Source organism: Acinetobacter sp. CAU_H_56 (assembly GCF_058599425.1).
Genome location: NZ_CM178654.1, coordinates 2534680 through 2557091 on the forward strand (window position 1 = coordinate 2534680; position 22412 = coordinate 2557091).

Here is a 22412-nt window from a genome sequence, read left to right on the forward strand (position 1 = left end):
CACATTATGTACGCATTACTCAAAAACCTCTCCAAACTCCCGTTAAGATTCATTCAAAATTTGGCGAAAAGTGTTGGATCACTTCTCTATATTACAAATTCCTCGATTCGTCGTACTACAGAAATTAATTTAGGAATTGCCTATCCTGAACTGTCAGCATCGGAACGTACACGACTGGCAAAACGAAGTGTTCAAAGCCAATGTATGACCTATGCCGAATCAGTCAAAATTTGGGGTTCTGAACCTGAATTTGCATTAAAACAGATTCGGAATATTCATCATCCGGAAATTTTTACTGATGCACTGAAAAACCCGAATGGAACTTTAGCAGTCGTTCCTCATTTTGGCACTTGGGAGCTACTTAATGCCTGGGTGAATCAACACACTAGCCCAGTCATCATGTATAAGCCAAGTAAAAATCCTGATGTCGATCGGTTTATGCTCGAAGCACGGCAACGTTTAAATGCTACCCTTGTTCCGACTGATGAAACGGGAGTACGGGCTTTATTCAAACATTTAAAACAGGGTGGATTCGCTGCCATTCTTCCTGACCATGTGCCTAAAGAAAGTGGTGGTATTTACTCACCTTTTTATGGACAGAATGCTCTCTCTTCTACCCTGCTCTCTAAATTGGCTGCAAAAACCCAATGCTCTGTAATTGGCTTGAGTTGTCTACGTCATGATGATCTAAACGGCTTTGATATTCATGTAACTAAATTATCAACAGATATTCTCTCTAAAGACTTACAGCTTTCTGTAGATACCTTAAACAAGGAAATGGAGCGAATGATTAACATTGCTCCAGAGCAGTATTTGTGGGGTTATAAAAGGTTTAGACGTTTACTCAATCAAAAAAACGCTTACCGGCTTTAAACATTTTGATATAAATAATCATATAACTTCTTATTATTTATGTCTTTTGATCTTAGACTATATTTTTTAATAATATTTGCTCTCTTACTCATATATTCATCATTCCCCTCCAATAGTTCTTGCATAGCGGTAAACAATTCAGATTGACTATAGATTTTTGGCCCACAATCAATATTTTCTACATTAGCATAAATTTCTCGGCTTTCTGATTTGTACTCTATTTCGTCATATACATAGAACAAAATTGGCTTATTAAATACTAAGTAATCAAAGAAAATAGAGGAATAATCTGTAATCAAATAATCTGCATCTGCAAGACATCGATTAGGATCATCCTTATTATTAACAACTGAAATATTAGTATAATTTTGAATATCAATTTCAATATTAGTATTGGGGTGAAATTTAATATTGAAGTAACAATCCCTTTCTCTACAAAATTGATCAATTAAGTCTAAATCTAATGCATCTAAAGATAATAAATCTCTTCCATTATCTCGCCATGTAGGCACATATAAAAAATTCGTTTTTTTTGTTTGCTTAATCATATTCTGTAAAAATATAGATCTAGGGTATGCAAACTTTAATATTTGTTTTTCTGAAATTTTAAAGGCTGACGCAAAAGAATATTCATAAACATAATTCGAAGGACACAAGACATAATCATGTTTTCGATAAATTTCTGGATGCTTTAATCGACTAATAAAAGAGCCATTAAATTTTTTGACCAGAGGACCTTTTTGAATATCAAATTCAATTTTTTTTAAAGGAATTCCATGCCATAAGTTAATACATATTGTATTACGACTATATTGATAACCTATATCAGACACATAACATGTATAAATATATTTTTTTGCAGTCAACGCATGAAATTTTGCCTTAAAACTTCCTTTTAAATAGCATTCATACCCCAAGTCCTTAACAAGCTGATATTCATGCTTGTTAGTTGCTATCCATATTTTCCTAATATCAGCTGGGTTATATTGGTCTTCAAACAGATATCGTGCATTACCGCCAAAGTCATTATGACTGGCAAACAACCATTTTGAAGAATCTCGTTTTATCCAACCTGAGAAAAAATAGATTAACTGTTTAAATAATTTATCGATCATGTCAATCTACTCTTTAATGATCTCGATAATTTCAGTTGTAGAAATTGAAGGTGTTCTTTTTAAGTAAACCACTTCACAAATATCATTTAACTCATCAAAACGTCCCGCCCAATCATCACCCATGACCAAGATATCCGCACGATGCTCAAGTATGTATTGTCGCTTTTGTTCTAAAGACTCTTCAAAAAAAACCTCATGAACAAACTTAAGAGATTGGATAATATCTGCTCTTGAATTTTGACAATAGATTGGAGCTCTATTTTTCTTACTTAAATTTAATCTATCTGTAGATACTCCAACGATTAATTGATTACCTAAAGCTGCAGCTCTACGTAAAATATTTAAATGGCCAATATGAAATAAATCAAAAGTTCCAAAGGTGATTACACGTTTATTAGTTTGGTGAGACACTATTTAAAACCTACTTTTTTTGCAAATATTATTGATTTCAGATGCGTGAAAACTCGTACGATTTCGAGTCTGATTTTAGCTATTCCTTTCTTCTTCATTTTTTTCATACGAGCACGACGCTCTGTAAAAAGCTCACTTGAAAGGACAGTATTTTTTTCGGGGTAGAGCATCATTTCTTGTATACAAATAGCTGGTGACATTTGATAAACATCACATTGCTTAGTTTGAATAAAGTCTCTAAACATCATCTCATCCAAAGGAACTAAAGGATTTTTCTTGATGTAACTTAGATATTCCTTTGCCCCTTTTAAGGACAAAATATATCCAGCCGTTCCTAAGTTTTTACTAGTTAACCTTTTAATTTCATGGTCAGTATTTTCGATATTATATGTATCTTTCGCTAATAAAACTTTTTCGGAGAATGCTTCAGTTTTAATAATATGCCAGTCTTCTTGAATCCATGCAGATGTACTAAAAATTGAGAATGCATCTTGGCCCAAAAAAACATCATCTTCAAATACTGCAATATATGGAATCTTCTCGTCGACCATCTTTTGCCAAACAGAGACATGGCTCATAAAACATGCCAACTCGCCACCTGTTAAATTTTCATCCCCAACATTCAACTGCATTTTTTCCGCTAAAGGTTTGGCTAAATCTGGTGTCAAAGCATCAAAAAAATCAAAATTTATATTTTGCTTTCCAAATTCCTTATGAATGTGTTCGCGACGTGCAGTAGCTGTTTTTAAACTAATAACAATATTTTTCATAACCCAGAATTATTTATTTTGATTTTATTAAATGTTTTAAAGCGAAACAGCGGTCACGCCACATACGTTTTTGCTTTTTAAAACCATACGAAAACGCACGATTTTCTTTCTCTTTACGAGAAATCCCCTGCGTGGCAACTGTCCCCAAAATATCACTATCTACCCCCGCTGGCTTCGCTAACGGTGGCCAAACTCCTAATCCTTTACCATTTTTACTTAACCAAGTTTGAAAGAAAATATCTACTGGCATATTTATAGTTTTTCCAGCGTTAACGAAAGCCTGTGCTCCCTGACGAGACCAAATCAATCCCAAGCCACGAATTGGAAAATAATAAGCATGCCATATACTCATATTCTCAATTTGAGTAATATTTTTTGCCAGCTTTTTCTTTTTAGCTGCAATATTCACTAAATACCAATCTAAGTTTTTATGCTGGTCTAGATACTCAATCAGGTGATCAAGTTTTATTTTAAAATCTGGTTCAATCTTCATATCGTCTTCAAGTACGATAAGATAATCCGCATCAGTAGCAAGAAACTTTTCTGCACAGCCATAATGACTTAGATAACATCCTAGCTCCGAACTCATTAGACTACGACCTAATATCTGGTTCGCTTCATCATCATTATAATGTGTGAATTCAGAGAGAACTTTACCTCGCCCATCGTATGCAGCAAAACGTTCGAATTCCCAACCGACACTATTAAGTTGTAGAGTTGCATCAGCCAGCCGTTTATCACTTCCGTCTAAATTAATTAAATAAGTTATAACTTTCATGACTAGCTCTTAGTAATGATGAATAAATAAAGGTAAATAATCTTTAAATTTAGTTATTAAAGCAGAGGTTATCTTTAACGATTGTTCAGGATTTAATTGATCTAAACTTTGTACACAGCCAAATTTAATAGTTGTGTCATTCAAGTCAGATAGAAATGAAGATAATGAGGCTTCATTTTTAAGATAAGCAATATTTATATCATCACATAATAACGCTTTACTAGCTTGAATTTTTAAATGATTATTTAATCCAACCGGTAAAAACTGTAAAGCGCTTCTAAAACGGTATTTAATCTGTTGATGTAATATTTTAGGATACTTTGTGAAATACTCTTTCAAAAATTCACGATCCATTATGTGGGGACGGTGATGAATTTCATAATATTGATTTAATCCACAAAGGTCAGCACTAAGCATTTGGGCAATTGTATATTTAGGCTGTAAAGACTTACCAAAATATTTATTGAGGCCTTTGCGCAGATTAAATTTTGCTTTAATTAATGAACTGCGTTCCCAATGCCCATAAATTTTAATTTGGTCATTCGCTAAAAAATCCTCAAATTCAGAAGGTGAATTGAAGAAGAAATCATCATTTAAATAAATAAAATAGCGAGATAAGCTTGGAATATTCCAAAGCATAGTTTCAATACTTAAAGAGTTAAATGTAGGCAAGTATTGCTCATACCCAGTAAATATTGTTCGATGATCAATTATTTTTATCTGATCCGGATTACATAATCCCTGTTCGACGAAATCATAAATATTTGCCGGTTGTTGTTCATCAGTAATAATATAAATTGTTCCACAATAAGGAACATACTTAAGAATTGAAGCAATTGAAAAGTAGATTTCATTATTACTGGCAAATCGAGTTTCCTCTACAGCACCTTTGGCAATATTAGCAGGCTGAAACTGTTGTCTTTTAAATCGATGTTTTTCATCCTTACCATCAACCCAAGTAATAACAAAATCTATTTTTTCCATAATTTTTCTAATCAATAATCAGATTATGTAAGTCTTAGGACTTACTGCCAAGCATCCTTGATCCACTGGGATGGCAACACATAGCGATACCATTTACCACCACCACCATTAATGGCATCAGGTGGATTAATTTCCCCATGGAAAATAATAATCTTTACGCCCTCAGGCTTTACTGGCGGCTTGAAATAAGCCATCGGAATTTTTTGCAGACAATGATATTTATAACTCTTGCACCAGCTATCCGGCCAATAGCTAAGTTTCTTCTCTTGGTCTACATACCAAGACAGATAAGCCTGCTCATTACGGAATTTTTGGCGGATTTCATCAAAGTGTTCGCGGAAATATGGCAAAAGGTCTGGAAAAGCTCCGAGCTTAAAGCGATAAACTGAACTATTACCCGTAATACGCCATGGTCGTTTCCAGTCATGGATAATCAGAAACTCACCCGGATGTGTAAAGAATTCATCAATATTATCGACAATGACAACATCCAGATCTAAAAATAAAGCTTTGCCTTTCAAACCATAGAGATCAGGTTCAAAGGTAGAGAGCTTATTCCAGCCACGTTCTGGTGCACCTTCTGGCAAAGCCAACGGTGGAATAGGAAAGCATTGCACATTTGGATCAATCCCTTCAGTTCGGTCAGTTAAACACACCATTTGAAAATCAACGGTTGTGTGTCGCTTCACCATATTGTAAAGGCGATTGACATATTCAGACCCATATTTTGTGCCCCATTTCATACAGATCACAATATTTTGCTCAGGTGATTGTTCACCCTGAGTCTTAAGGTCATTTTGCTTTGCGTTCATGCACCCATCATCCACCTATGCAATATCAGTATCATACCATTACTGGTACTGACTGAGCCTATTGCTTTTCATTTCTGCACAGTTTACCGCAAATCTCATAAAGAAATATAATCTTCATTTTTTCATCACAAGAATTGAATGTTTTTGCAACAACTTAGATCGAAATAAAGTTCATATTTGAATGATACATATAGAGCAACACTAATTTTAGTTGTTCATTACGCTTATTCGTTTATTTTTATAGTGAATATATAACTTTCCAAAATATGAGAGTCGTCATTTTTTTCTGCAATTTATTGACTTCTTTACCTAACAACCTAATCGTTTTCATATTTTAAGGAAGGTTCACTAAAAATAAAAAGGACTCAAATGAGTCCTTTTTATTTGCTAATTCACTTATTTTACATAAGTTAACCAGTGTGCATATTTAGGGTCTTTACCCTGAACTGCATCAAAATAAGCTTTCTGGATTTGAGTTGTGATTGGACCACGTACGCCTTCACCAATTTGACGGTCATCATATTCACGGATTGGTGTGACTTCAGCAGCAGTACCAGTGAAGAAAGCTTCATCTGCAATATAGAATTCGTCACGGGTAATACGGCGTTCTACCACTTCATAACCAAGGTCTTTAGCAATGGTAATAATCGATTGACGTGTAATACCGTCTAATGCGCCACCAGCGATGTCTGGAGTATGAATTACGCCATCACGTACCAGGAATACGTTTTCGCCTGAACCTTGGCATACATAGCCTTGCGGATCAAGCAGCATTGCTTCGTCATAACCAGAATGTGCCACTTCTTGGTGAGCAAGAATCGATAATGTGTAGTTACCAGATGCTTTGGCTTTACACATAGTCACGTTTGGATGATGGTGTGTGAATGATGAAGTTTTTACACGAATACCTTTCGCCATCGCATCATCACCAAGGTAAGCACCCCAGCTCCACGCTGCAACTACAGCATGAATAGTATTGTCAGTAGCAGCAATACCTAATTTTTCAGAGCCAATAAAAATAATTGGACGTAAATAGCAAGATGCCAATTTATTTTCACGAACCACATCAATTTGAGCTTGTTCTAAAGCTGCTTGATCAAATGGAACTTTCATTTGATAAATTTTTGCAGAATTGAGCAAACGTTTGGTGTGTTCTTTCAGACGGAAAATAGCCGTTCCATTCGGGGTTTCATAAGCACGGACACCTTCAAACACACCCATGCTGTAATGCAAAGTATGTGTTAATACGTGAGTTTTCGCCTCACGCCAGTCTACTAGTTGTCCATCTTGCCAAATGAAACCATCACGATCAGCCAAATTCATGCCACAAACTCCAATTTTTCACAATTATTCACTATCCAGTGCAAATACTGCACTTGGATCAATCAGTCTTTGCCATAACTTGCAAACGGTCTTTCGGGTATCGTGCCAGTCGCTTGCAGACACTCGCATGGATTGATTTGCAAGGGCTAAGCGGTGGCTCTCGGCGCGTTCACGGAGATAAGCTTGAATCAGAGCAGTCGCATCGTCGCTGGATAAGCAACCTGATTTTGCGGCATCCTCAAGGATTCTTACATTGTCGGAGTAATGGGCGAGATCTTTATTCGTCCCACTCCAAGCTAACACCGCATACTGTGCCATAAATTCGATATCAACGATACCACCTGCATCTTGTTTTAAATGAAAAATCCCATCTTTTTTTTGCTCTTTGGAAGAACCCAGATGATCTTTCATTTTCTGACGCATTTTCAGAACTTCACTACGTACATGACAGATATCGCGTTTCTGGGTAAGAATTTTACAGCGTAGTGCTTCAAATGTCTCTCTCAGGCTATCTTCTCCAGCAATGGAACGTGCGCGTACTAAGGCTTGATGTTCCCACAGCCATGCATTTTTCAATTGATATTGCTCAAATGCTTTCAGGCTAGTGACCAGCAGCCCGGCCTCTCCTGAAGGACGCAGACGGGTATCGACTTCATAGACACGTCCATCCAGTGTTTGTGTAGTCATCAGTGACATAAACTTCTGTGCTACGCGCATAGCGAACTCAAAACCGCTAATTGGCTTGAGACCGTCCGTATCAGCCTGCTCACCCATATAATGAATAAAGACCAGATCCAGATCCGAACCATAGCCCAATTCAATGCCACCGACTTTACCATAGCCAATAACGGCAAAAGCTGTATGTTCTATCGAGCAGCGCTGCCCTTCTGCATCCAGCGGAAAACCATGTCTTTTGGCTACAATCTGATAAGCCAGATGCAGCGCAGCATTCACTGAGACTTCTGCAATATCTGTTAAGGCATCCGAGACTTTCATTAAAGGACTTTCTGCCAGCACATCACTGGCAGCCACCGCAAGCACATTGGATTTTTTAAACAGGCGCAGCACCCGCATCTGGTCTTCAACCTGATCAATTTCGATTCTGAGCAATTGCTGACGCAGGCTATCTTCCAGATCCTGACGCTTAGGCAATTCAAAATCCATCGACAGGAACTCATCTAGCAATACCGGATAATGGGTAAGCTCCTCACAGATCCAGGGGCTGACAGTCGCCATTTTTACCAAACGCTGTAAAGCACCTTTGCTTTCAATCAACATCACCAGATACACTGTACGACGCATGACTGATTCAACCAATGGCATCAGGCGGACCAGTGCAACTTGTGGTTTATCTGATTCTAGAATCGCCTCTATCAGATAAGGCCAAAACGTTTTTAAACGTTGAATAGCTTTAGCTGGCAATTTTTTTAAGGCATGTCCATGCCAGAATTCATGTACCAGATTTTTTGCATGATCATCTAAAACTTCATTCAGCTGTTGTTCCAGCTGAGAAAAACTTTTGCCTTGGGGCTCTGGTCCATTTTCCTTGATCAAGTGCTCAAACTGATAAATCACTTTAGCGCGTTTTTGATCCAGCACCTCCATAAAGGCGGACCAGTCTGCAAAGCCTAAAGTATCTACAATACGTTGACGTAAATCTGGCTCTGTCGGCAAACATTGGGTTTGTTGATCATGCAGCGCTTGAATAGCATGTTCTACCCGGCGGAGGAATAAATAGGCATCTTCAAGGTCAGTCACTGCCTGCTCATCCAGCAGTTCAGCCTCATCCAGATGATTCAAGCTGACCAGACATTGCCGATCCTGCAATTCCAGCTTGGCTCCCCCATAAATCAGCTGAAAAACCTGCACAATGAATTCAACTTCACGAATCCCGCCTGCGCCAAGCTTGATATCGTCTTCAATATTGCGGCGCTGTACTTCACGCTCAATCATTGCTTTCATTTCACGCATCGCTTCGAAAGCGCTGTAATCGACATATTTACGGAAAACGAAAGGACGGGTCATGTCCAGCAGTTCATCACCTTCTGGACTCGGATTAACGATGCGGGCTTTAATCCAGGCATAACGTTCCCATTCACGGCCATGCTGGCTAAGATATTTTTCTAGTGCGGCATGACTGATAGCCAGAGCAGAACCATCACCCCAAGGGCGCAAGCGCATATCAACACGGAAAACAAAACCTTCAGCAGTGATATGGTCTAGCAGATAGATTAACTTTTGCCCCCATAGAATGCAGAACTGCTGAACATCAATGCATTTGCGCCCATCCGTTTCACCCTGTTCATCAAAGGCAAAAATCAGGTCAATATCACTGGAAAGGTTGAGTTCCTGAGCGCCCAGCTTGCCCATTGCAATAATAATGAGATCCTGAACTTTACCATTATAGCCAATTGGCTGGCCATATTTGGCGACTAGAGGAATACGGGCAAACTCTTTGGCAGCACAGATACAGGCATCAGCGAAATCAGACAGCTCGCGGGTCAGTGTGATGACATCGGTGAGTTGATTGGCATCCTGCCAGATCCAGCGGAACATCAGGCGAGCACGCAGAATACGTAAACTACGCATCCACATGGTTTCATCGCTGATATTTAATAGATTGGAATAGATTAAGTCTTGAATCTGTTCAGTGCCGAGTGATCCCTGAAACTGATCAATTGCATAATCCTGATTCAATAGATCTTGATGATTGGCCAATACCTGTTCTGCATACTGACTGGCTCTTAAGGTTTTCTGCAATTGTACCGCGTCCATCACTCGGTGATTCCCTCAAAACTTTTATTTAGTTATAGCAGGAGTTCACGCCGAGTGGGAACGGTTTTAATAGAAATTTATGATTTTCAGGACTTTTCAGTATGCAGGTCTTCAAGCACCAATGCCTGATGATCATTGGTCACTTTTGGTAAATGCACAGTAAAGGTGGTTCCAGCGCCTTCTTTAGAATCTACGGCAATCTGTCCATGATTCAGGTCCACAAAACGCTTACACAGTACCAGACCCAGACCTGCGCCTTTCTCATTGTCTGTGCCTTTTAAGCTCACTGTGAGATTGGGTCTAAACAGATTTTCCATCTGTTCTTCAGTCATACCGAGACCAGTATCCTGAACAGTAATCTTGACTTGCTCACCTTCCATTTCAGCAGCCAGAATCACCTGTCCACCCTGATCCACTGGAGTAAATTTCAGCGCATTCGATACCAGGTTCTGCAAGACCGAAGTAATCATATTAATATCAGCATGCACCTTGATATCTTCAGGAACCTGGTCAATCAGCTCAATATTCTTTTTCAGCGCCAGACTTTTCAGTACATCACAGACAATTTTAGTAGACTGTTTTAATTCATAATTAATTGGATGATAAACGAAACGCCCACCCTCGGCCATCGCCCAGGTCAACAGACTTTCTAACAGGTTATACGTCGATTGAGCCGTATCATATAAGTAATCAGAAATACTCTGGATACTGGATTCATCCAGAGTGTCACGTTCCTGTGCCAGCACTTCCGAGAAGCCTAACAGGCCATGGAAAGGTGCACGCAGGTCATGAGCAATAATCTGGAAGAATTTGGTTTTACTGAAGTTTTGTGCACACTGCTGTTCGTATAACTCTTTCAGCTGTGTATGTTCCTCATTCAGTTTGACTCGCTTGACTAAAGTTTCAGCAAATTGCTGGACGATAATAATAGCTTCCTGATCAAATACTTCAGTCTGATCATCAAAGAAAACCACCTGCCCCAAAGACTGGCCTTGGGCTGATTTTAAATTGAACGCCACCAGCCGCTGATGAGCTACACCAAGGCTGTTCACATGATCTGATAATTCTGCATATGCAGGATGATTTTGATCGATCACATCTGTTTCTTGCAGATATTTAGGTATGTCCACATTCTGTGATACGTGCAAACCACGAAAACCGAGCGGACAGCTGTACCAGATATAGGGTTCCGTATGGAATCCAATGATACAGGTCTTGGCGCCGAGCACTTTACGCGCGACCTTACAGAAGGTGTCTAATAAATTGTCAGAGGTATAGACACCTAAAATGAGAGATATACGGCACGAGCTTAACTGCTCCGTATTCTGACCGATCTCTAGCAGTTTTAGTTCCATGTCTGCCTCTCTGGATGTTATGGAATATAGGATAAAAATTAAAACCGACTAAATTGATACAATCAATAACAAAGATTCTATATTTACTCAACGTTAAAATCTCATTTATCGACCAAAGGATTTGTTAACTTATTTCTCTAAAGATACATTGATAGCTTTAATACCTTGATATTTAAATATTAAGAATTACTTGAAAAAATATTCCTCTTATAAAAAATTACATATAATTATTTGAAATTCCTGAATTCATTTCAAATTGTTTCAATATCATCTGAGTTCTGAAATCTAAGGAAGATAAAAACAGCTCATTTTTCTTCTGATCTTTAGGTAAATAAAAGCTTTTGAATTTTCAAATATATAGAAAATACTTATTGTCACTTTTTGAAAAAATAGATCGCTAATAATATTAACTTTGACCTAAATTTATTTCTATCTTTTAAATATTCTTAATAATCATAAAATATTGAGTGATTTAAATAGTTTATTTATGCACTAAAACCAATTTCTTACGTAATCAAAAATATTAAAAGTTTACATTTTTTTACAGTTAACAATGACTTATAGGAACATTCTTGAATTTTCATGGAAAATAAAAATTAATTATAGTGAATAAAAAAGCGACAAAATGTCGCTTTTCTTTAATTCAGATTACAATCAGTTATCTGAAATCAGGGCAACTTGCTGCACATAGTTAAACAGCTTTTGCTTTGAGGCTGCCACTTCTTCTTCCGGTGCCTGATTTTTTAGATCACGATGTACACGTAAATAATGCTGACGTAAGGTATGACGCTCTGTCGCATTATAGGTCTTGGTAAATTCGTTAATTGCAGGATCGCCATCTTTCACAATACGGTCAACCCAACGCTGCAATTGTGCTGTCTTTTTTAAGCCCTGTTTCGGAGTCAGATAAGACAGAATCACGGTTTCATTTTCATTACGAAGTAATTTACCAATACGTGAAAATTGACGACGACGTGCTTCATGTGAACTGATTTGCTGGACATCCAGCAAAGCTTCAATCAGACGTTCTTCAACGGGTAAATTTTTAATTTGTTTCGCACTCAGTTCTGCCAACTGTGCGCCTAAAGCTGCCATACGCTGAACTGCTTTTTTCTGTTCGGTTTTACTTGCGCGTCCCTCTAAAGATTCAAAGTCTTCTTCAGTTAAACTGCTCGGTCGACGTGCCACGATTAATCTGCCTCATAAAATTTTGCCGCAAACAGTGCCTGAATTTCAGATAAGGCCTTTTCCTCATCTGCACCTTCAATCACCAAGCGTAAAGTTGTTCCTTTGCCCGCACCAAGCATCAGCAAGGACATAATATTTTTGGCATCAACCAATTTGTCCGATTTGCCAATCTGGATATTGGAACGAAATTTGGTGGTAACTTCAATGAGTTTACCTGATGCACGCGCATGTAAACCTAGTTTATTAATTACGTCAACAGTCGTATCAATCATGACCAGTGCTTCATTTCTCGGTGGAGGACTTGAATAGACCATTTTGCCTCAAGCGCTTTTTTTAGTCTATCCACAATATAAACAGAACGATGCTGGCCACCAGTACAACCAATCGAGATGGTCATATAATGACGATGACCTTCAGCAAAGGTCGGCAACCATTTGTCTAAAAAGTGATAAATATCCTGGAACATGTCTTCGACCTGATCACTTTTTTCCAGGAATTCCTGTACCGGCTGATCGAGGCCTGAATATTTGCGCAGTTCGAGTTCCCAATGCGGATTCGGCAAATGACGGACGTCAAAAACATAGTCAGCATCTAAAGGAATGCCATGCTTATAGCCAAAAGATTGCAAAATCACAATCAGGTTATCGGTCTGCCCCAGCTTGTACAGCAAGGTATGTTTCAGATCATGTACGCTTTTATCAGTGGTATCGATATGCACTGTAGAACGTAGCTGGATCGGCATCAGCAGGACTTTTTCTTCCTGAATACACTGATGCAGGCTCTTGAAACGGGCAGCCAAAGGATGCGGACGGCGTGACGCACTAAAACGGGCAATCAGCTCCTGATCCTGCGTGGTCAGATAGATGACATCCACCGTACCATGCTGTTGCAGCTGTTCAAACACATGGTCGAATTCCTGCAAATCTGCACGGGTACTACGAACATCCACCCCAAGCGCTAACTGTTCCAGATTATTTTCACAATCCAGCTTCGCCACAATTTCAGGAAGTAAGGCCAAAGGCAGATTATCAATACAGTAATAACCCAAGTCTTCAAGTACCTGCAATGCAGAAGATTTACCTGAGCCAGATTGTCCTGTCACAATTAAAATGCGCTTCATGCCTTACGATCCTTTTACTTATCCAGCTGCATATTTGATCTGCAGATTATCAATCAGACGAGTTTTCCCTAATTTCGCCGCGATCAGAATCACGACATCCTGATTAAACTCATCAATTTTCTGCAATTCCGGTGTACGGGCTTCTACATAGTCCACTACCAGACCTGCATCTGTCAAAGTTTGACGGATACCTGCCAGTACTCCCTCCAAAGTTTTACCTGCATGTAGCTGCTGCTCAGCAGTTTTCAGACTCTGGAAAATAACCGGTGCTGTTGCACGTTCCTGCTCGCTTAGATAGCCATTTCGCGAACTAAGGGCCAGACCATCTTCAGCACGAGCAATCGGCACACCAATCACTTCCAGCGGAATATTCAGGTCTTGAACAAACTGACGAATCACAGCCAGTTGCTGATAATCTTTCTGACCAAAGAATGCATAGTTGGGCTGAACAATATTAAATAATTTGGTCACCACGACCGCTACACCATCAAAATGACCTGGACGCTGTAAGCCACATAGATCATTGGTGATACCAGATACACTGATATTGGTCAGACGTGGCTTGTTACCATACATCTGCTCTACAGTTGGGGCAAAGACAATGTCACAACCCACATCTGCCAGTAACTGCTGATCCTGTTCTAAAGTACGTGGATAATTATCAAAATCTTCATTTGGTCCGAACTGGATTGGATTAACGAAAATACTCACAACAACGACATCACACAGTTTACGCGCCTCACGCACCAGATTCAGGTGACCCTGATGCAGGTTGCCCATGGTCGGGACAAAACCAATAATTTTACGCGCAGAACGTGCAGGATTGAGCGAAGCAGATAATCCTTGGATGGTTGTTTCTGTTTTCATGTTACAACTCGACTTGGAATGTTTGTTCAGGTGCTGGGAATGAACCATCTAAAACAGCCGCATGATAGGCTTTAAATGCATCCAGAATTGCAGTCGCACCAGACTGTTCTTTCATAAAGTTACGTACAAATTTTGCAGTGTGGCCAAAGGTCAGACCGAGCATATCCTGAACGACCAGTACCTGACCATCAGTAGCTGCCCCTGCTCCAATGCCAATCACCGGAATATGCGGGAATAGTTTAGTAATCTCCTGACCCAATTGTGCAGGCACACATTCCAGCAACAGCACTGCTGCACCGGCTTCAACCACTGCCTTACAGTCAGCAATCAGTTGATCGGCCGCTTCACGGGTACGGGCCTGTAGCTTATAGCCACCAAAGACATGCACCGACTGCGGAGTGAGACCCAAGTGAACACAGACTGGAATCCCGTTACGGGTTAGAACCTGAACGGTTTCCGCCAACCAGGCACCACCTTCCATCTTGACCATTTGTGCACCGGCCTGCATCACCGTTTTTGAGCTTTGTAATGCATCATTCAGAGTGGCATAACTCATAAATGGCAGATCAGTCATAATCAGTGCATGCTGATTGCCACGGCGTACCGCTGCGGTATGGTAAGCCATATCTTCTACAGTCACAGGTAAAGTTGAATCACGTCCCTGAATCGACATACCCAAAGAGTCGCCTATCAGAATACTGTCAACTTCAGCAATTTCCATGGCTTTGGCCATACTGGCGTCATAGCAAGTCAGGCAAGAAAATTTGCGTCCTTCCGCTTTATATCGTCTTAAATCACTGAGACTGATCATGAAGATGTTCCTCTATTATTGAAGTTCTCTCGAACATGCCAATAATTAAAAATTAAATATTTGCCCAATTCGTGTGGTCAAAAACCGTTAAGGTTGATTGCTTGACAATGTCCAGGTCTTTTAATGTGTTTCCATTCAGCTGCAAGTTGGCATCAATATCCAGTAATGGCACCAATACAAAATCACGTTCCAACACGCCCACATGCGGCACGGTTAAACGTTCATTTTGAATTTGTTCATCACCGTAGATCAGCAGATCCAGATCCAAGGTACGTTCACCCCAATGACGTAGACGCACACGCCCAGCCTCTTGTTCGAAGGCTTGCAGACGATCCAGCAGATCCAGCGGTGCCAGATCCGTAATTAACTGTACGACAGCATTAAAATAATTCGGCTGATCTTGTGGCCCCATAGGTGGGCTTTGATACAGATGAGAGGTTTTGACCTGCCCCAAACTTGCCAGCTTTTGCACGGCTTCAGCCAGAATCTGGCGTGAATCACCCAGGTTACTTCCTAAACCGATATAGGTCACTGTCATTGTGTAGGCCCAAAAATAACCTGGCTTAAATCACGCTGCACCCGTTTACGCTTGGTAATTGGATGGTCTGCACCAATGTCACCGCTGGCACTGGCCGCCACATGAGAAACCGGTTTGCTACGCTCATTCTCAAATTTGGCTTTACGTGCACGACGGCTACGTGGTTCCGGCTCATTCACCAGAGGTTCAATCTCGGTTGCTACATCTTGTGCAGCCAGACGCTGTTCCAGATGTTCTTCCTGAGAAGCCTTACGACGGCTCTTGGCACGCTGACGGTTATATTGGGCAATGGCACGCTCTTTTTCATCGCTGCCCATTTGCTGATAGGCTTCCCACCAGCTTCCCATACCCTGTGCAGTTTCATCGCCTGATTTTTCACGCAGCAACAAAAAGTCAAAGCCGGCACGGAAACGTGCATGACCTGATAATGCTTCAATCTGTTGCGGTTTTGGATTGAGCAAGCGGGATTGCATTTCCCAGACTTCACGAATGAAAGTTTCCGCAAAGCGTGGAATCACAGTACGGGTAGCCTGACGTTTCAGTACATCCAGTCCTGCCTGCGCACGTGCTTCCGCAGGTACCACACCTTTGGACAGATAGAAATTACAGCGCTCCAGGAACGGTTGCCACAACAATACCGCATAGAAGAAAGCCGGGTTGATGGTCTTGCCAATTGAAATACGCTGATCGGTATTTTTTGCTGCCAGTTCAATAAATGCAGTAATGTCTGGCTTGATATCGGCAAACAGCTGACGCCAGATGCCAAAATCGATCAGCATTGGCATCACACGATTCAGATGTCCCATAGTGAATAGCTTTTGCGATTCATCATAGAGACGGTGTGGAGACACATCACGTAGAAGCTGGGTCATTTCCGGAGTGAAAATATCCAGAATGGCTTCATCAATACTGAAATTGAGTTTGGCTGCAAAACGTAAAGTTCGCAGCATCCGGACTGGATCTTCTTCAAATCTTAAAGTCGGATCACCCAGTAAACGCAGGGTTTTATGTTTAATATCATCTACTGCATTACAAAAATCCAGCACGATACCTTTGCGTGGCTGGTAATACATGGCATTGATTGAAAAATCTCGACGAGCAAAATCCTGCTCAATGGTGCCCCAGTTATTATCGCGCAGGATCATCCCCGCCGCAGAAGTCACCGCTTTTTTAGGAGGCGCACGGAAAGTTGCCACTTCAACCAGTTCACGGCCCGAATAGACATGCGCCAGCTCGAAACGTCGTCCGATAATCCGGCAACGCCGTCCGAACACTTCTTTAACCTGAGCTGGTGTAGCATTGGTCACTGCATCGAAATCTTTGGGATTTAAACCCAGCATCAGATCCCGGACACCACCACCTACGATATAAGCTTCATAGCCTGCCTTGGTTAAGGCATCAATCACATCGAGAATATAAGAAGGTAATTGAGCGGTTGATAAACCACATTTTGACGCGCGCAAAGTTTGCAAAAGACGCTGTCTCCTACGTCTGAACGTAAAATTCTAAGATGACGCTAATCATATCGCTTACACCGCTAAAGGGCAATTTGATTATGTCATTCTCATGGTTCAGATGGATGGCTTATTTACAATAAATTCAGCAGGGTTACAAAGCCAGTTTATCCTTGTTTTTGGCAAATAAGGCCGGCCCAATTCCTTTGACCTGTTGAATATCTTCAATTGTTTTAAATTTACCGTTTTTCCGCCGGTATTCAATGATCGCTTCTGCTTTCTTCTGTCCGATGCCATTTAACTGCTGTAACTGCTCAATACCGGCCCGATTCAGATTAATTTTATCAGCAGCTGAAGAGGCGGATAATGCAGGTTTAGCCAGATAATGATTGTTTTCAGAAGGTGGTGTAGCAGCAACTTTCTTCTTCAGGCGTGCATCATGTTGCTGCTGACGTACTTTCCATTCTGCATAATCAGTTGCAGTTGCGTGTACTGTGCCAATTGAAGTATAGGCCAGCCAAATGCCTAGCAGGACAGTATTAATCCATACTGGACCTATGCGATGTTGTACTTTGTTCATGAGCGGCTCTTTGTTTTAATTCTAATTTGGCCTGTTCCCAGAGCTGATCCAATTCAGCCAATGACAGGCTTTCCAGATTGAGTTGCTGTTGTTCTGCCCGATCTTCCATCAGGGCAAAGCGGGTCCGGAATTTATGGATCGTGCCCAATAATGCCATCTCGCTTGAGACACCAAGTTTACGACCAACATTCACCAGTGAAAATAAGCAGTCTCCAAATTCTTCGAGTATTTCATCGGAATTTTGTCCAGCAACGGCTTCCTTGAGTTCAGCCAGTTCTTCTTCCAGCTTGCCATAGGCACCTGCGACATCTGGAAAATCAAAGCCGATTTTGGCGACATTTTTCTGGATCTCATCCGCCTGTTGCAGTGCGGGTGCATGCTTAACCTCATCCAAACGTGAACGTGGCTTACCCTGTTTTTCTTTCTGCTTGATTTCTTTCCAGAGCACCTAGACATCTTCAGGGCTCAGCTGTGCAAACTGTTCAGCCTGAAATACATGCGGATGGCGTCGGATCAGTTTATCGGTAATGGCCTGCACCACATCCTGAAAATCAAAAGCGCCCTGCTCGCTATACATTTGCGACTGAAACACGACCTGTAACAGCAGATCACCCAGCTCATCCCGCACTTCATTGGTTTGGCCAGAGCGCACCGCTGCTTCAACTTCGTAGGCTTCCTCAATCGCATATTTAGTCAGAGATTCAGGAGTCTGCTGCTGATCCCATGGACATTTTTCACGTAACTCACGCATGACTTGGAGTAATTGTTCCACCGTAAAACCTCTTCTTTACCAAATAGCCGCATTATTTTGCCTGTTTCTTGCTATGCTCAAGAAAAAAAGACAATAAGGAGATCAAGCACATGCACAGTATATTGATTAGTGGTGCAGCACAAGGAATTGGTGCCGCGATAGCCAGGCTATTTTACCAGCAAGGGTATAAAGTCGGAATTTATGATATTAATCTTGAACAGGCAGAACAATTGGCCCAGCAACTCGGTGAGCATGCCAAAGCCGGTTTTCTGGATGTGACCGATTATGCTGCTTGGGAAACCGCTCTATCTGAATTCGCACCCTGGGCCGGTGAAATCAATATTCTGGTAAATAATGCCGGGATTTTATATTCCGGTCCTTTTGAAGAAACGAATATTACAGACCACTATCGCACCCTTGACGTGAATATCAAAGGCGTTCTGAATGGCTGTCATGCTGCTTTGCCCTATTTAAAGCAGGCTTCCTTTGCTCGGGTCATTAACCTGTCTTCAGCCTCAGCGATTTATGGCCAAGCGGATCTGGCTTCCTATGCAACCAGCAAATTTGCGGTTCGTGGTTTGACTGAAGGCTTAGATATTGAATGGCAAAAATATGGGATTCGGGTATTCGATGTGATGCCCCTTTTTGTTAGCACTGCAATGGTGAAAGATATGCAGGCTAAAAGTATCAAAAAAATGGGTGTGCATTTGAAAGCTGAGGATGTTGCACAAGATATTTTCAAATTGGCACAATTAAAGGACTCCATCTGGCAAGTGACGCATCATCCGGTCGGATTCAAGAGTAAGTTTTTATTCCATTTATCTCGAATGAGCCCACAGTTCGTTAACCGGCTGAGTAATTTAATGATTGCCAAACAATAAGAAATATTTTGGGCTTACTCTACTTTCAAACAGCTTGATGAATCTGAATCATTGGAAATCTTAGACCTTTACAGGAATGCTCGCTTTGCCAGGCCACAGTGAGCATGCAGCCCGCTAAAATATAATTTTGATAGGCATAAATTCCAATTTCTGGATGTTCACAACGCCCCCCATCCTGATGTGGATGGATTTGGGTATTCAGTTCATTCAGGTTCATCCGGATTCCGAGTCCTGACGCTTTTAGGACCGCCTCTTTGGTGGTCCAGACTTTAAACCAGTATTCAGGATCATAATCCAATGCCTGCCACTGTTTCAGCTCTTCAGGATGAAAAGCGTGTTGGGCTAAGGCTTCAAAACGTACATTTCGATTCAGCTCTTCAATGTCGATTCCCAAATTCTGAATATGTTTGCTTGTTGCTAATCCATAAAAGTTTTGGCTATGCGTATGATTAAAACCAAAGTCTGGATGGGCTGGAAGATAGGGTTTGCCGTATTCGGTTGTAGTAAAGTCCTGCTGGTCAATAACACAACCTAAATGTGCAGCTAGCAACTGATTACGATAGCTATAAATTAATTGTTTACGCTGCTGAATATAGGTTTTTCGATCTAAGTCTTGTAAATGCCTAAGTCGTGGTGCCAGCGCGACCCAATCAATATGAATAATAGACTTCAAAATAGTCGCCCTTATAAAAAATGTTACTTTTAGGGCCTTCAGTATAAATCAACCTGATTGCCTTTCTAACAAACTATAGGTAATATCTTAAAATATATTTTAATAAAACTTAAATAAAACAATAAAATATACTGTAAATCAAAATAAATAATTGAGCTTTCAAGCTATTTTTAATCGAATAAAAAATAGTTACAATCCAACTACAATTTTATACATAGAAAAACAGAGGGTCATATGTTTAAGCGAATCATACTCAGTACGACAATTGCTGCACTATCATTTTCAACGCAAGCTGGCTCCTGGCTAGAAGCTGCTACTGCAGTGATGGGAGCTAGAAACGGCGCAATCATGGATCAAGCTGAAGCAAATATGGAGCGTAGCCGCGCACAGGCGAATGCTGCTGTTGCACGTGCAGATCGTGCTTATGCTTCTAATTATAATAATGCTTCAAATCAAAATAACGGTGTCTACTCAACAACATACTTAAAAGGTTTAGATTGTACAGATTTGGCAGTAGAAGCACGCAGTTTTGAACGCACCTTAGAAGCAAGTCAAAATGCACTCAACCAAGCGAATGCTCAAGCCAATAATCCTGTTTCTAAATTGGCAGGTATTGCAAGTGGTGCACTATCTGCTTTTGCAGGTCAATCACAAACAGTTGCGCGCGCAACTGAAATCACCAATGCTTTTACTGGTAATAATAATCAAAATAATATTGCTGCTTCTCAAGCCGATGCTGACGTAGCTTTAGCTAATCTTGAAAATATTCGTATTTATCAAAAAGCAAAAAAATGCTCAATCTAAAATATGAATAAATAAAAAAGCCTGCTTTCGCAGGCTTTTTTATTTAAATATGACAATTAACCACGTTTAAATTTTTTCTCAGCTTTCTTGAATTTCTGTACATAACGACGGCGACGCGCAGCAGTACGTTCGTCCAGTTGTGACTTGCGACCTTCAAACGGGTTCTCTGAAGTTTTAAATTCAATTTTTACCGGTGTACCTTCAAGTTTGTACACTTTACGGAATACGTTTTCCAGGTAACGGCGATAATCTGCAGGTGTCTTATCTACCTTATTACCATGAACCACGATAGTCGGTGGATTCTGTCCGCCCATATGCGCATAACGCATCTTGATACGACGACCTTGTACAGTAGGCGGTTGGTGTGCTTCAGTGGCATCATTCAGGATCTGGGTCAACTTCGCTGGTGATACTTTCAGATGTGAAGAATCATAAGCACGGTGAATCGATGGATACATCTCACCGACACCTGTACCGTGTAGCGCAGAAATCAAATGGATTTTCGCCCAAGGAATAAAGTCAAAACGACGCTCCACATCGAGCTTACATTGTTTACGATCATATTCGGACATGTTGTCCCATTTATTGATCGCAATCACCATGGCACGGCCAGCTTCCAATGCATAACCGATCAGGTGCAAATCCTGCTCTACAATGCCTTCACGGGCATCCACCACGATCACCACTACGTGCGCATCTTTCATCGCCTGCAAGGTTTTCACGATTGAGAATTTCTCAATCATTTCATCAACCTTACCTTTACGGCGTACCCCAGCGGTATCAATCAGGGTGTATTGACGACCATCACGCTCAAAAGGAATATAGATTGAGTCACGCGTCGTTCCTGGCTGGTCAAACGCTACAACACGCTCTTCACCCAATAGACGGTTTACTAGTGTCGATTTACCTACGTTTGGACGACCAATAATTGCAAGACGTAGACCAGTATTCTTGTCATGTTCTTCCGGACTTTCATCTTCAGGCACATCTTCAAGTACTTCTTCCAGCATTTGCTGTACACCACGGCCGTGGCTGGCAGCCACTTGCATCGGCTCACCCATACCGAGTTTATAAAACTCGACTAGAGCAGCTTCAGCATGTACGCCATCAACTTTGTTAGCTACAAGGAAAACTTTCTTGCCCAAAGTCCGCAGTTCACGAGCGATCTGTTCATCAGATGCCAGAAGTCCTGCACGTGCATCGACCACAAAAATAATCATGTCGGCTTCATGGATCGCAGTTTTAGACTGCTCAGCCATGTAGGAGTCAATGCCGCCTTCATTTTCACCGATACCACCAGTATCCACGACAATGAAAGATTTGTTTTGATAGATCGCATCACCATATTTACGGTCGCGTGTCAGACCTGCAAAGTCTGCTACCAATGCGTCACGGCTCTTGGTTATCTGGTTAAACAGAGTTGATTTTCCGACGTTCGGACGACCAATGAGCGCAATTACGGGTTTCATAGATTAACCTTTATTCAATATCAGGCTGTCTAAAAATGGCCTGAACATCAGAAAGTTTTGGAAGAAAAAGGGAATAGGAT

Annotated in this window: 22 protein-coding genes and 1 pseudogene; 3 read left to right on the forward strand and 20 right to left on the reverse strand. The window is 40.9% G+C overall.

The features are described 5' to 3' along the window. The first annotated feature begins 6 nt into the window (after positions 1–6). Positions 7–873 (forward strand): lysophospholipid acyltransferase family protein, encoded by an 867-nt coding sequence (locus AC4MCC_RS11990; RefSeq protein WP_491885351.1) that lies wholly within the window; start codon positions 7–9, stop codon positions 871–873. On the opposite strand, the gene AC4MCC_RS11995 is transcribed toward AC4MCC_RS11990, so the two are convergent. The 18 genes and pseudogenes from AC4MCC_RS11995 to mazG form a co-directional block, all read right to left on the reverse strand. Further along, entirely contained in the window at positions 870–1988 is a 1119-nt protein-coding gene (locus tag AC4MCC_RS11995; RefSeq protein WP_491885352.1) for a CDP-glycerol glycerophosphotransferase family protein, read from the reverse strand. The genes AC4MCC_RS11990 and AC4MCC_RS11995 overlap by 4 nt on opposite strands. A 6-nt stretch (positions 1989–1994) precedes the next feature. Next, a complete protein-coding gene (locus AC4MCC_RS12000; protein WP_491885353.1) occupies positions 1995–2399 on the reverse strand; it encodes an FAD synthase family protein in 405 nt (134 codons plus the stop codon). Then, positions 2399–3169, reverse strand: a complete 771-nt coding sequence (locus AC4MCC_RS12005) for a glycosyltransferase family 25 protein (RefSeq protein ID WP_491885354.1) — start codon at positions 3167–3169, stop codon at positions 2399–2401. Before AC4MCC_RS12005 ends, AC4MCC_RS12000 begins: the two co-directional genes overlap by 1 nt. Positions 3170–3182: 13 nt before the next feature. Then, positions 3183–3947: a glycosyltransferase family 25 protein gene (locus tag AC4MCC_RS12010; protein ID WP_491885355.1), complete on the reverse strand. Its 765-nt coding sequence runs from the start codon at positions 3945–3947 to the stop codon at positions 3183–3185. Positions 3948–3956: 9 nt separating this feature from the next. Beyond that, positions 3957–4931, reverse strand: a complete 975-nt coding sequence (locus tag AC4MCC_RS12015; protein ID WP_491885356.1) for a Stealth CR1 domain-containing protein — start codon at positions 4929–4931, stop codon at positions 3957–3959. A 41-nt stretch (positions 4932–4972) separates the two neighbouring features. Continuing rightward, entirely contained in the window at positions 4973–5743 is a 771-nt protein-coding gene (locus AC4MCC_RS12020) for a glycosyltransferase family protein (protein ID WP_491885357.1), read from the reverse strand. 396 nt (positions 5744–6139) lie between these two features. Then, complete coding sequence (locus tag AC4MCC_RS12025; protein ID WP_411580591.1) at positions 6140–7066, reverse strand: branched-chain amino acid transaminase; 927 nt, start codon at positions 7064–7066, stop codon at positions 6140–6142. Positions 7067–7090: 24 nt separating this feature from the next. Next, a complete protein-coding gene (glnE, locus tag AC4MCC_RS12030) occupies positions 7091–9841 on the reverse strand; it encodes a bifunctional [glutamate--ammonia ligase]-adenylyl-L-tyrosine phosphorylase/[glutamate--ammonia-ligase] adenylyltransferase (protein WP_491885358.1) in 2751 nt (916 codons plus the stop codon). 86 nt (positions 9842–9927) lie between these two features. Continuing rightward, complete coding sequence (locus AC4MCC_RS12035; RefSeq protein WP_491885359.1) at positions 9928–11196, reverse strand: sensor histidine kinase; 1269 nt, start codon at positions 11194–11196, stop codon at positions 9928–9930. Positions 11197–11850: 654 nt separating this feature from the next. Then, positions 11851–12384 carry a ribosome biogenesis factor YjgA gene (gene yjgA, locus AC4MCC_RS12040; RefSeq protein ID WP_005232100.1) on the reverse strand — a complete coding sequence of 178 codons (534 nt, stop codon included), beginning with the start codon at positions 12382–12384 and terminating at the stop codon, positions 11851–11853. 2 nt (positions 12385–12386) lie between these two features. Next, a complete protein-coding gene (locus AC4MCC_RS12045; RefSeq protein ID WP_180025134.1) occupies positions 12387–12656 on the reverse strand; it encodes an HPr family phosphocarrier protein in 270 nt (89 codons plus the stop codon). Beyond that, positions 12653–13504 (reverse strand): RNase adapter RapZ, encoded by an 852-nt coding sequence (gene rapZ / locus AC4MCC_RS12050; protein WP_004782131.1) that lies wholly within the window; start codon positions 13502–13504, stop codon positions 12653–12655. Before rapZ ends, AC4MCC_RS12045 begins: the two co-directional genes overlap by 4 nt. 18 nt (positions 13505–13522) lie before the next feature. Then, positions 13523–14371, reverse strand: a complete 849-nt coding sequence (gene panC / locus AC4MCC_RS12055) for a pantoate--beta-alanine ligase (RefSeq protein ID WP_491885360.1) — start codon at positions 14369–14371, stop codon at positions 13523–13525. 1 nt (position 14372) lies between these two features. Then, positions 14373–15182 carry a 3-methyl-2-oxobutanoate hydroxymethyltransferase gene (panB, locus tag AC4MCC_RS12060; protein WP_419363586.1) on the reverse strand — a complete coding sequence of 270 codons (810 nt, stop codon included), beginning with the start codon at positions 15180–15182 and terminating at the stop codon, positions 14373–14375. Positions 15183–15234: 52 nt separating this feature from the next. Beyond that, a complete protein-coding gene (gene folK / locus AC4MCC_RS12065; protein ID WP_180105270.1) occupies positions 15235–15720 on the reverse strand; it encodes a 2-amino-4-hydroxy-6-hydroxymethyldihydropteridine diphosphokinase in 486 nt (161 codons plus the stop codon). After that, entirely contained in the window at positions 15717–17192 is a 1476-nt protein-coding gene (pcnB, locus tag AC4MCC_RS12070; protein ID WP_491885361.1) for a polynucleotide adenylyltransferase PcnB, read from the reverse strand. Before pcnB ends, folK begins: the two co-directional genes overlap by 4 nt. A gap of 136 nt (positions 17193–17328) precedes the next feature. Next, complete coding sequence (locus tag AC4MCC_RS12075; protein WP_491885362.1) at positions 17329–17754, reverse strand: ComEA family DNA-binding protein; 426 nt, start codon at positions 17752–17754, stop codon at positions 17329–17331. Beyond that, positions 17714–18526, reverse strand: a pseudogene (mazG, locus tag AC4MCC_RS12080) (nucleoside triphosphate pyrophosphohydrolase). The gene AC4MCC_RS12075 and the pseudogene mazG overlap by 41 nt, the downstream one beginning before the upstream one ends. An 89-nt stretch (positions 18527–18615) precedes the next feature. Here mazG and AC4MCC_RS12085 point away from each other — a divergent pair. After that, entirely contained in the window at positions 18616–19386 is a 771-nt protein-coding gene (locus AC4MCC_RS12085) for an SDR family oxidoreductase (RefSeq protein WP_491885363.1), read from the forward strand. Positions 19387–19411: 25 nt separating this feature from the next. On the opposite strand, the gene AC4MCC_RS12090 is transcribed toward AC4MCC_RS12085, so the two are convergent. Next, on the reverse strand, positions 19412–20026 hold the full coding sequence (locus tag AC4MCC_RS12090; RefSeq protein ID WP_491876863.1) for a 4'-phosphopantetheinyl transferase family protein: 615 nt from the start codon (positions 20024–20026) through the stop codon (positions 19412–19414). A gap of 381 nt (positions 20027–20407) precedes the next feature. Here AC4MCC_RS12090 and AC4MCC_RS12095 point away from each other — a divergent pair, with 381 nt between their 5' ends. Next, positions 20408–20863, forward strand: coding sequence for a hypothetical protein (locus AC4MCC_RS12095; RefSeq protein WP_227504395.1), 456 nt, complete (start codon positions 20408–20410; stop codon positions 20861–20863). A 56-nt stretch (positions 20864–20919) separates the two neighbouring features. Here AC4MCC_RS12095 and der read toward each other — a convergent pair whose 3' ends face one another. Beyond that, entirely contained in the window at positions 20920–22332 is a 1413-nt protein-coding gene (der, locus tag AC4MCC_RS12100; protein ID WP_004782108.1) for a ribosome biogenesis GTPase Der, read from the reverse strand. Positions 22333–22412 lie beyond the last annotated feature (80 nt).

Bases quoted from the DNA above. Each gene is read 5' to 3' on its own strand.
- AC4MCC_RS11990 (WP_491885351.1), top strand. From the start codon at position 7: ATGTACGCATTACTCAAAAACCTCTCCAAACTCCCGTTAAGATTCATT.
- AC4MCC_RS11995 (WP_491885352.1), bottom strand. From the start codon at position 1,988: ATGATCGATAAATTATTTAAACAGTTAATCTATTTTTTCTCAGGTTGG.
- AC4MCC_RS12005 (WP_491885354.1), bottom strand. From the start codon at position 3,169: ATGAAAAATATTGTTATTAGTTTAAAAACAGCTACTGCACGTCGCGAA.
- AC4MCC_RS12010 (WP_491885355.1), bottom strand. From the start codon at position 3,947: ATGAAAGTTATAACTTATTTAATTAATTTAGACGGAAGTGATAAACGG.
- AC4MCC_RS12015 (WP_491885356.1), bottom strand. From the start codon at position 4,931: ATGGAAAAAATAGATTTTGTTATTACTTGGGTTGATGGTAAGGATGAA.
- AC4MCC_RS12020 (WP_491885357.1), bottom strand. From the start codon at position 5,743: ATGAACGCAAAGCAAAATGACCTTAAGACTCAGGGTGAACAATCACCT.
- AC4MCC_RS12025 (WP_411580591.1), bottom strand. From the start codon at position 7,066: ATGAATTTGGCTGATCGTGATGGTTTCATTTGGCAAGATGGACAACTA.
- glnE (WP_491885358.1), bottom strand. From the start codon at position 9,841: ATGGACGCGGTACAATTGCAGAAAACCTTAAGAGCCAGTCAGTATGCA.
- AC4MCC_RS12035 (WP_491885359.1), bottom strand. From the start codon at position 11,196: ATGGAACTAAAACTGCTAGAGATCGGTCAGAATACGGAGCAGTTAAGC.
- AC4MCC_RS12045 (WP_180025134.1), bottom strand. From the start codon at position 12,656: ATGATTGATACGACTGTTGACGTAATTAATAAACTAGGTTTACATGCG.
- rapZ (WP_004782131.1), bottom strand. From the start codon at position 13,504: ATGAAGCGCATTTTAATTGTGACAGGACAATCTGGCTCAGGTAAATCT.
- panC (WP_491885360.1), bottom strand. From the start codon at position 14,371: ATGAAAACAGAAACAACCATCCAAGGATTATCTGCTTCGCTCAATCCT.
- panB (WP_419363586.1), bottom strand. From the start codon at position 15,182: ATGATCAGTCTCAGTGATTTAAGACGATATAAAGCGGAAGGACGCAAA.
- folK (WP_180105270.1), bottom strand. From the start codon at position 15,720: ATGACAGTGACCTATATCGGTTTAGGAAGTAACCTGGGTGATTCACGC.
- AC4MCC_RS12075 (WP_491885362.1), bottom strand. From the start codon at position 17,754: ATGAACAAAGTACAACATCGCATAGGTCCAGTATGGATTAATACTGTC.
- AC4MCC_RS12085 (WP_491885363.1), top strand. From the start codon at position 18,616: ATGCACAGTATATTGATTAGTGGTGCAGCACAAGGAATTGGTGCCGCG.
- AC4MCC_RS12095 (WP_227504395.1), top strand. From the start codon at position 20,408: ATGGATCAAGCTGAAGCAAATATGGAGCGTAGCCGCGCACAGGCGAAT.
- der (WP_004782108.1), bottom strand. From the start codon at position 22,332: ATGAAACCCGTAATTGCGCTCATTGGTCGTCCGAACGTCGGAAAATCA.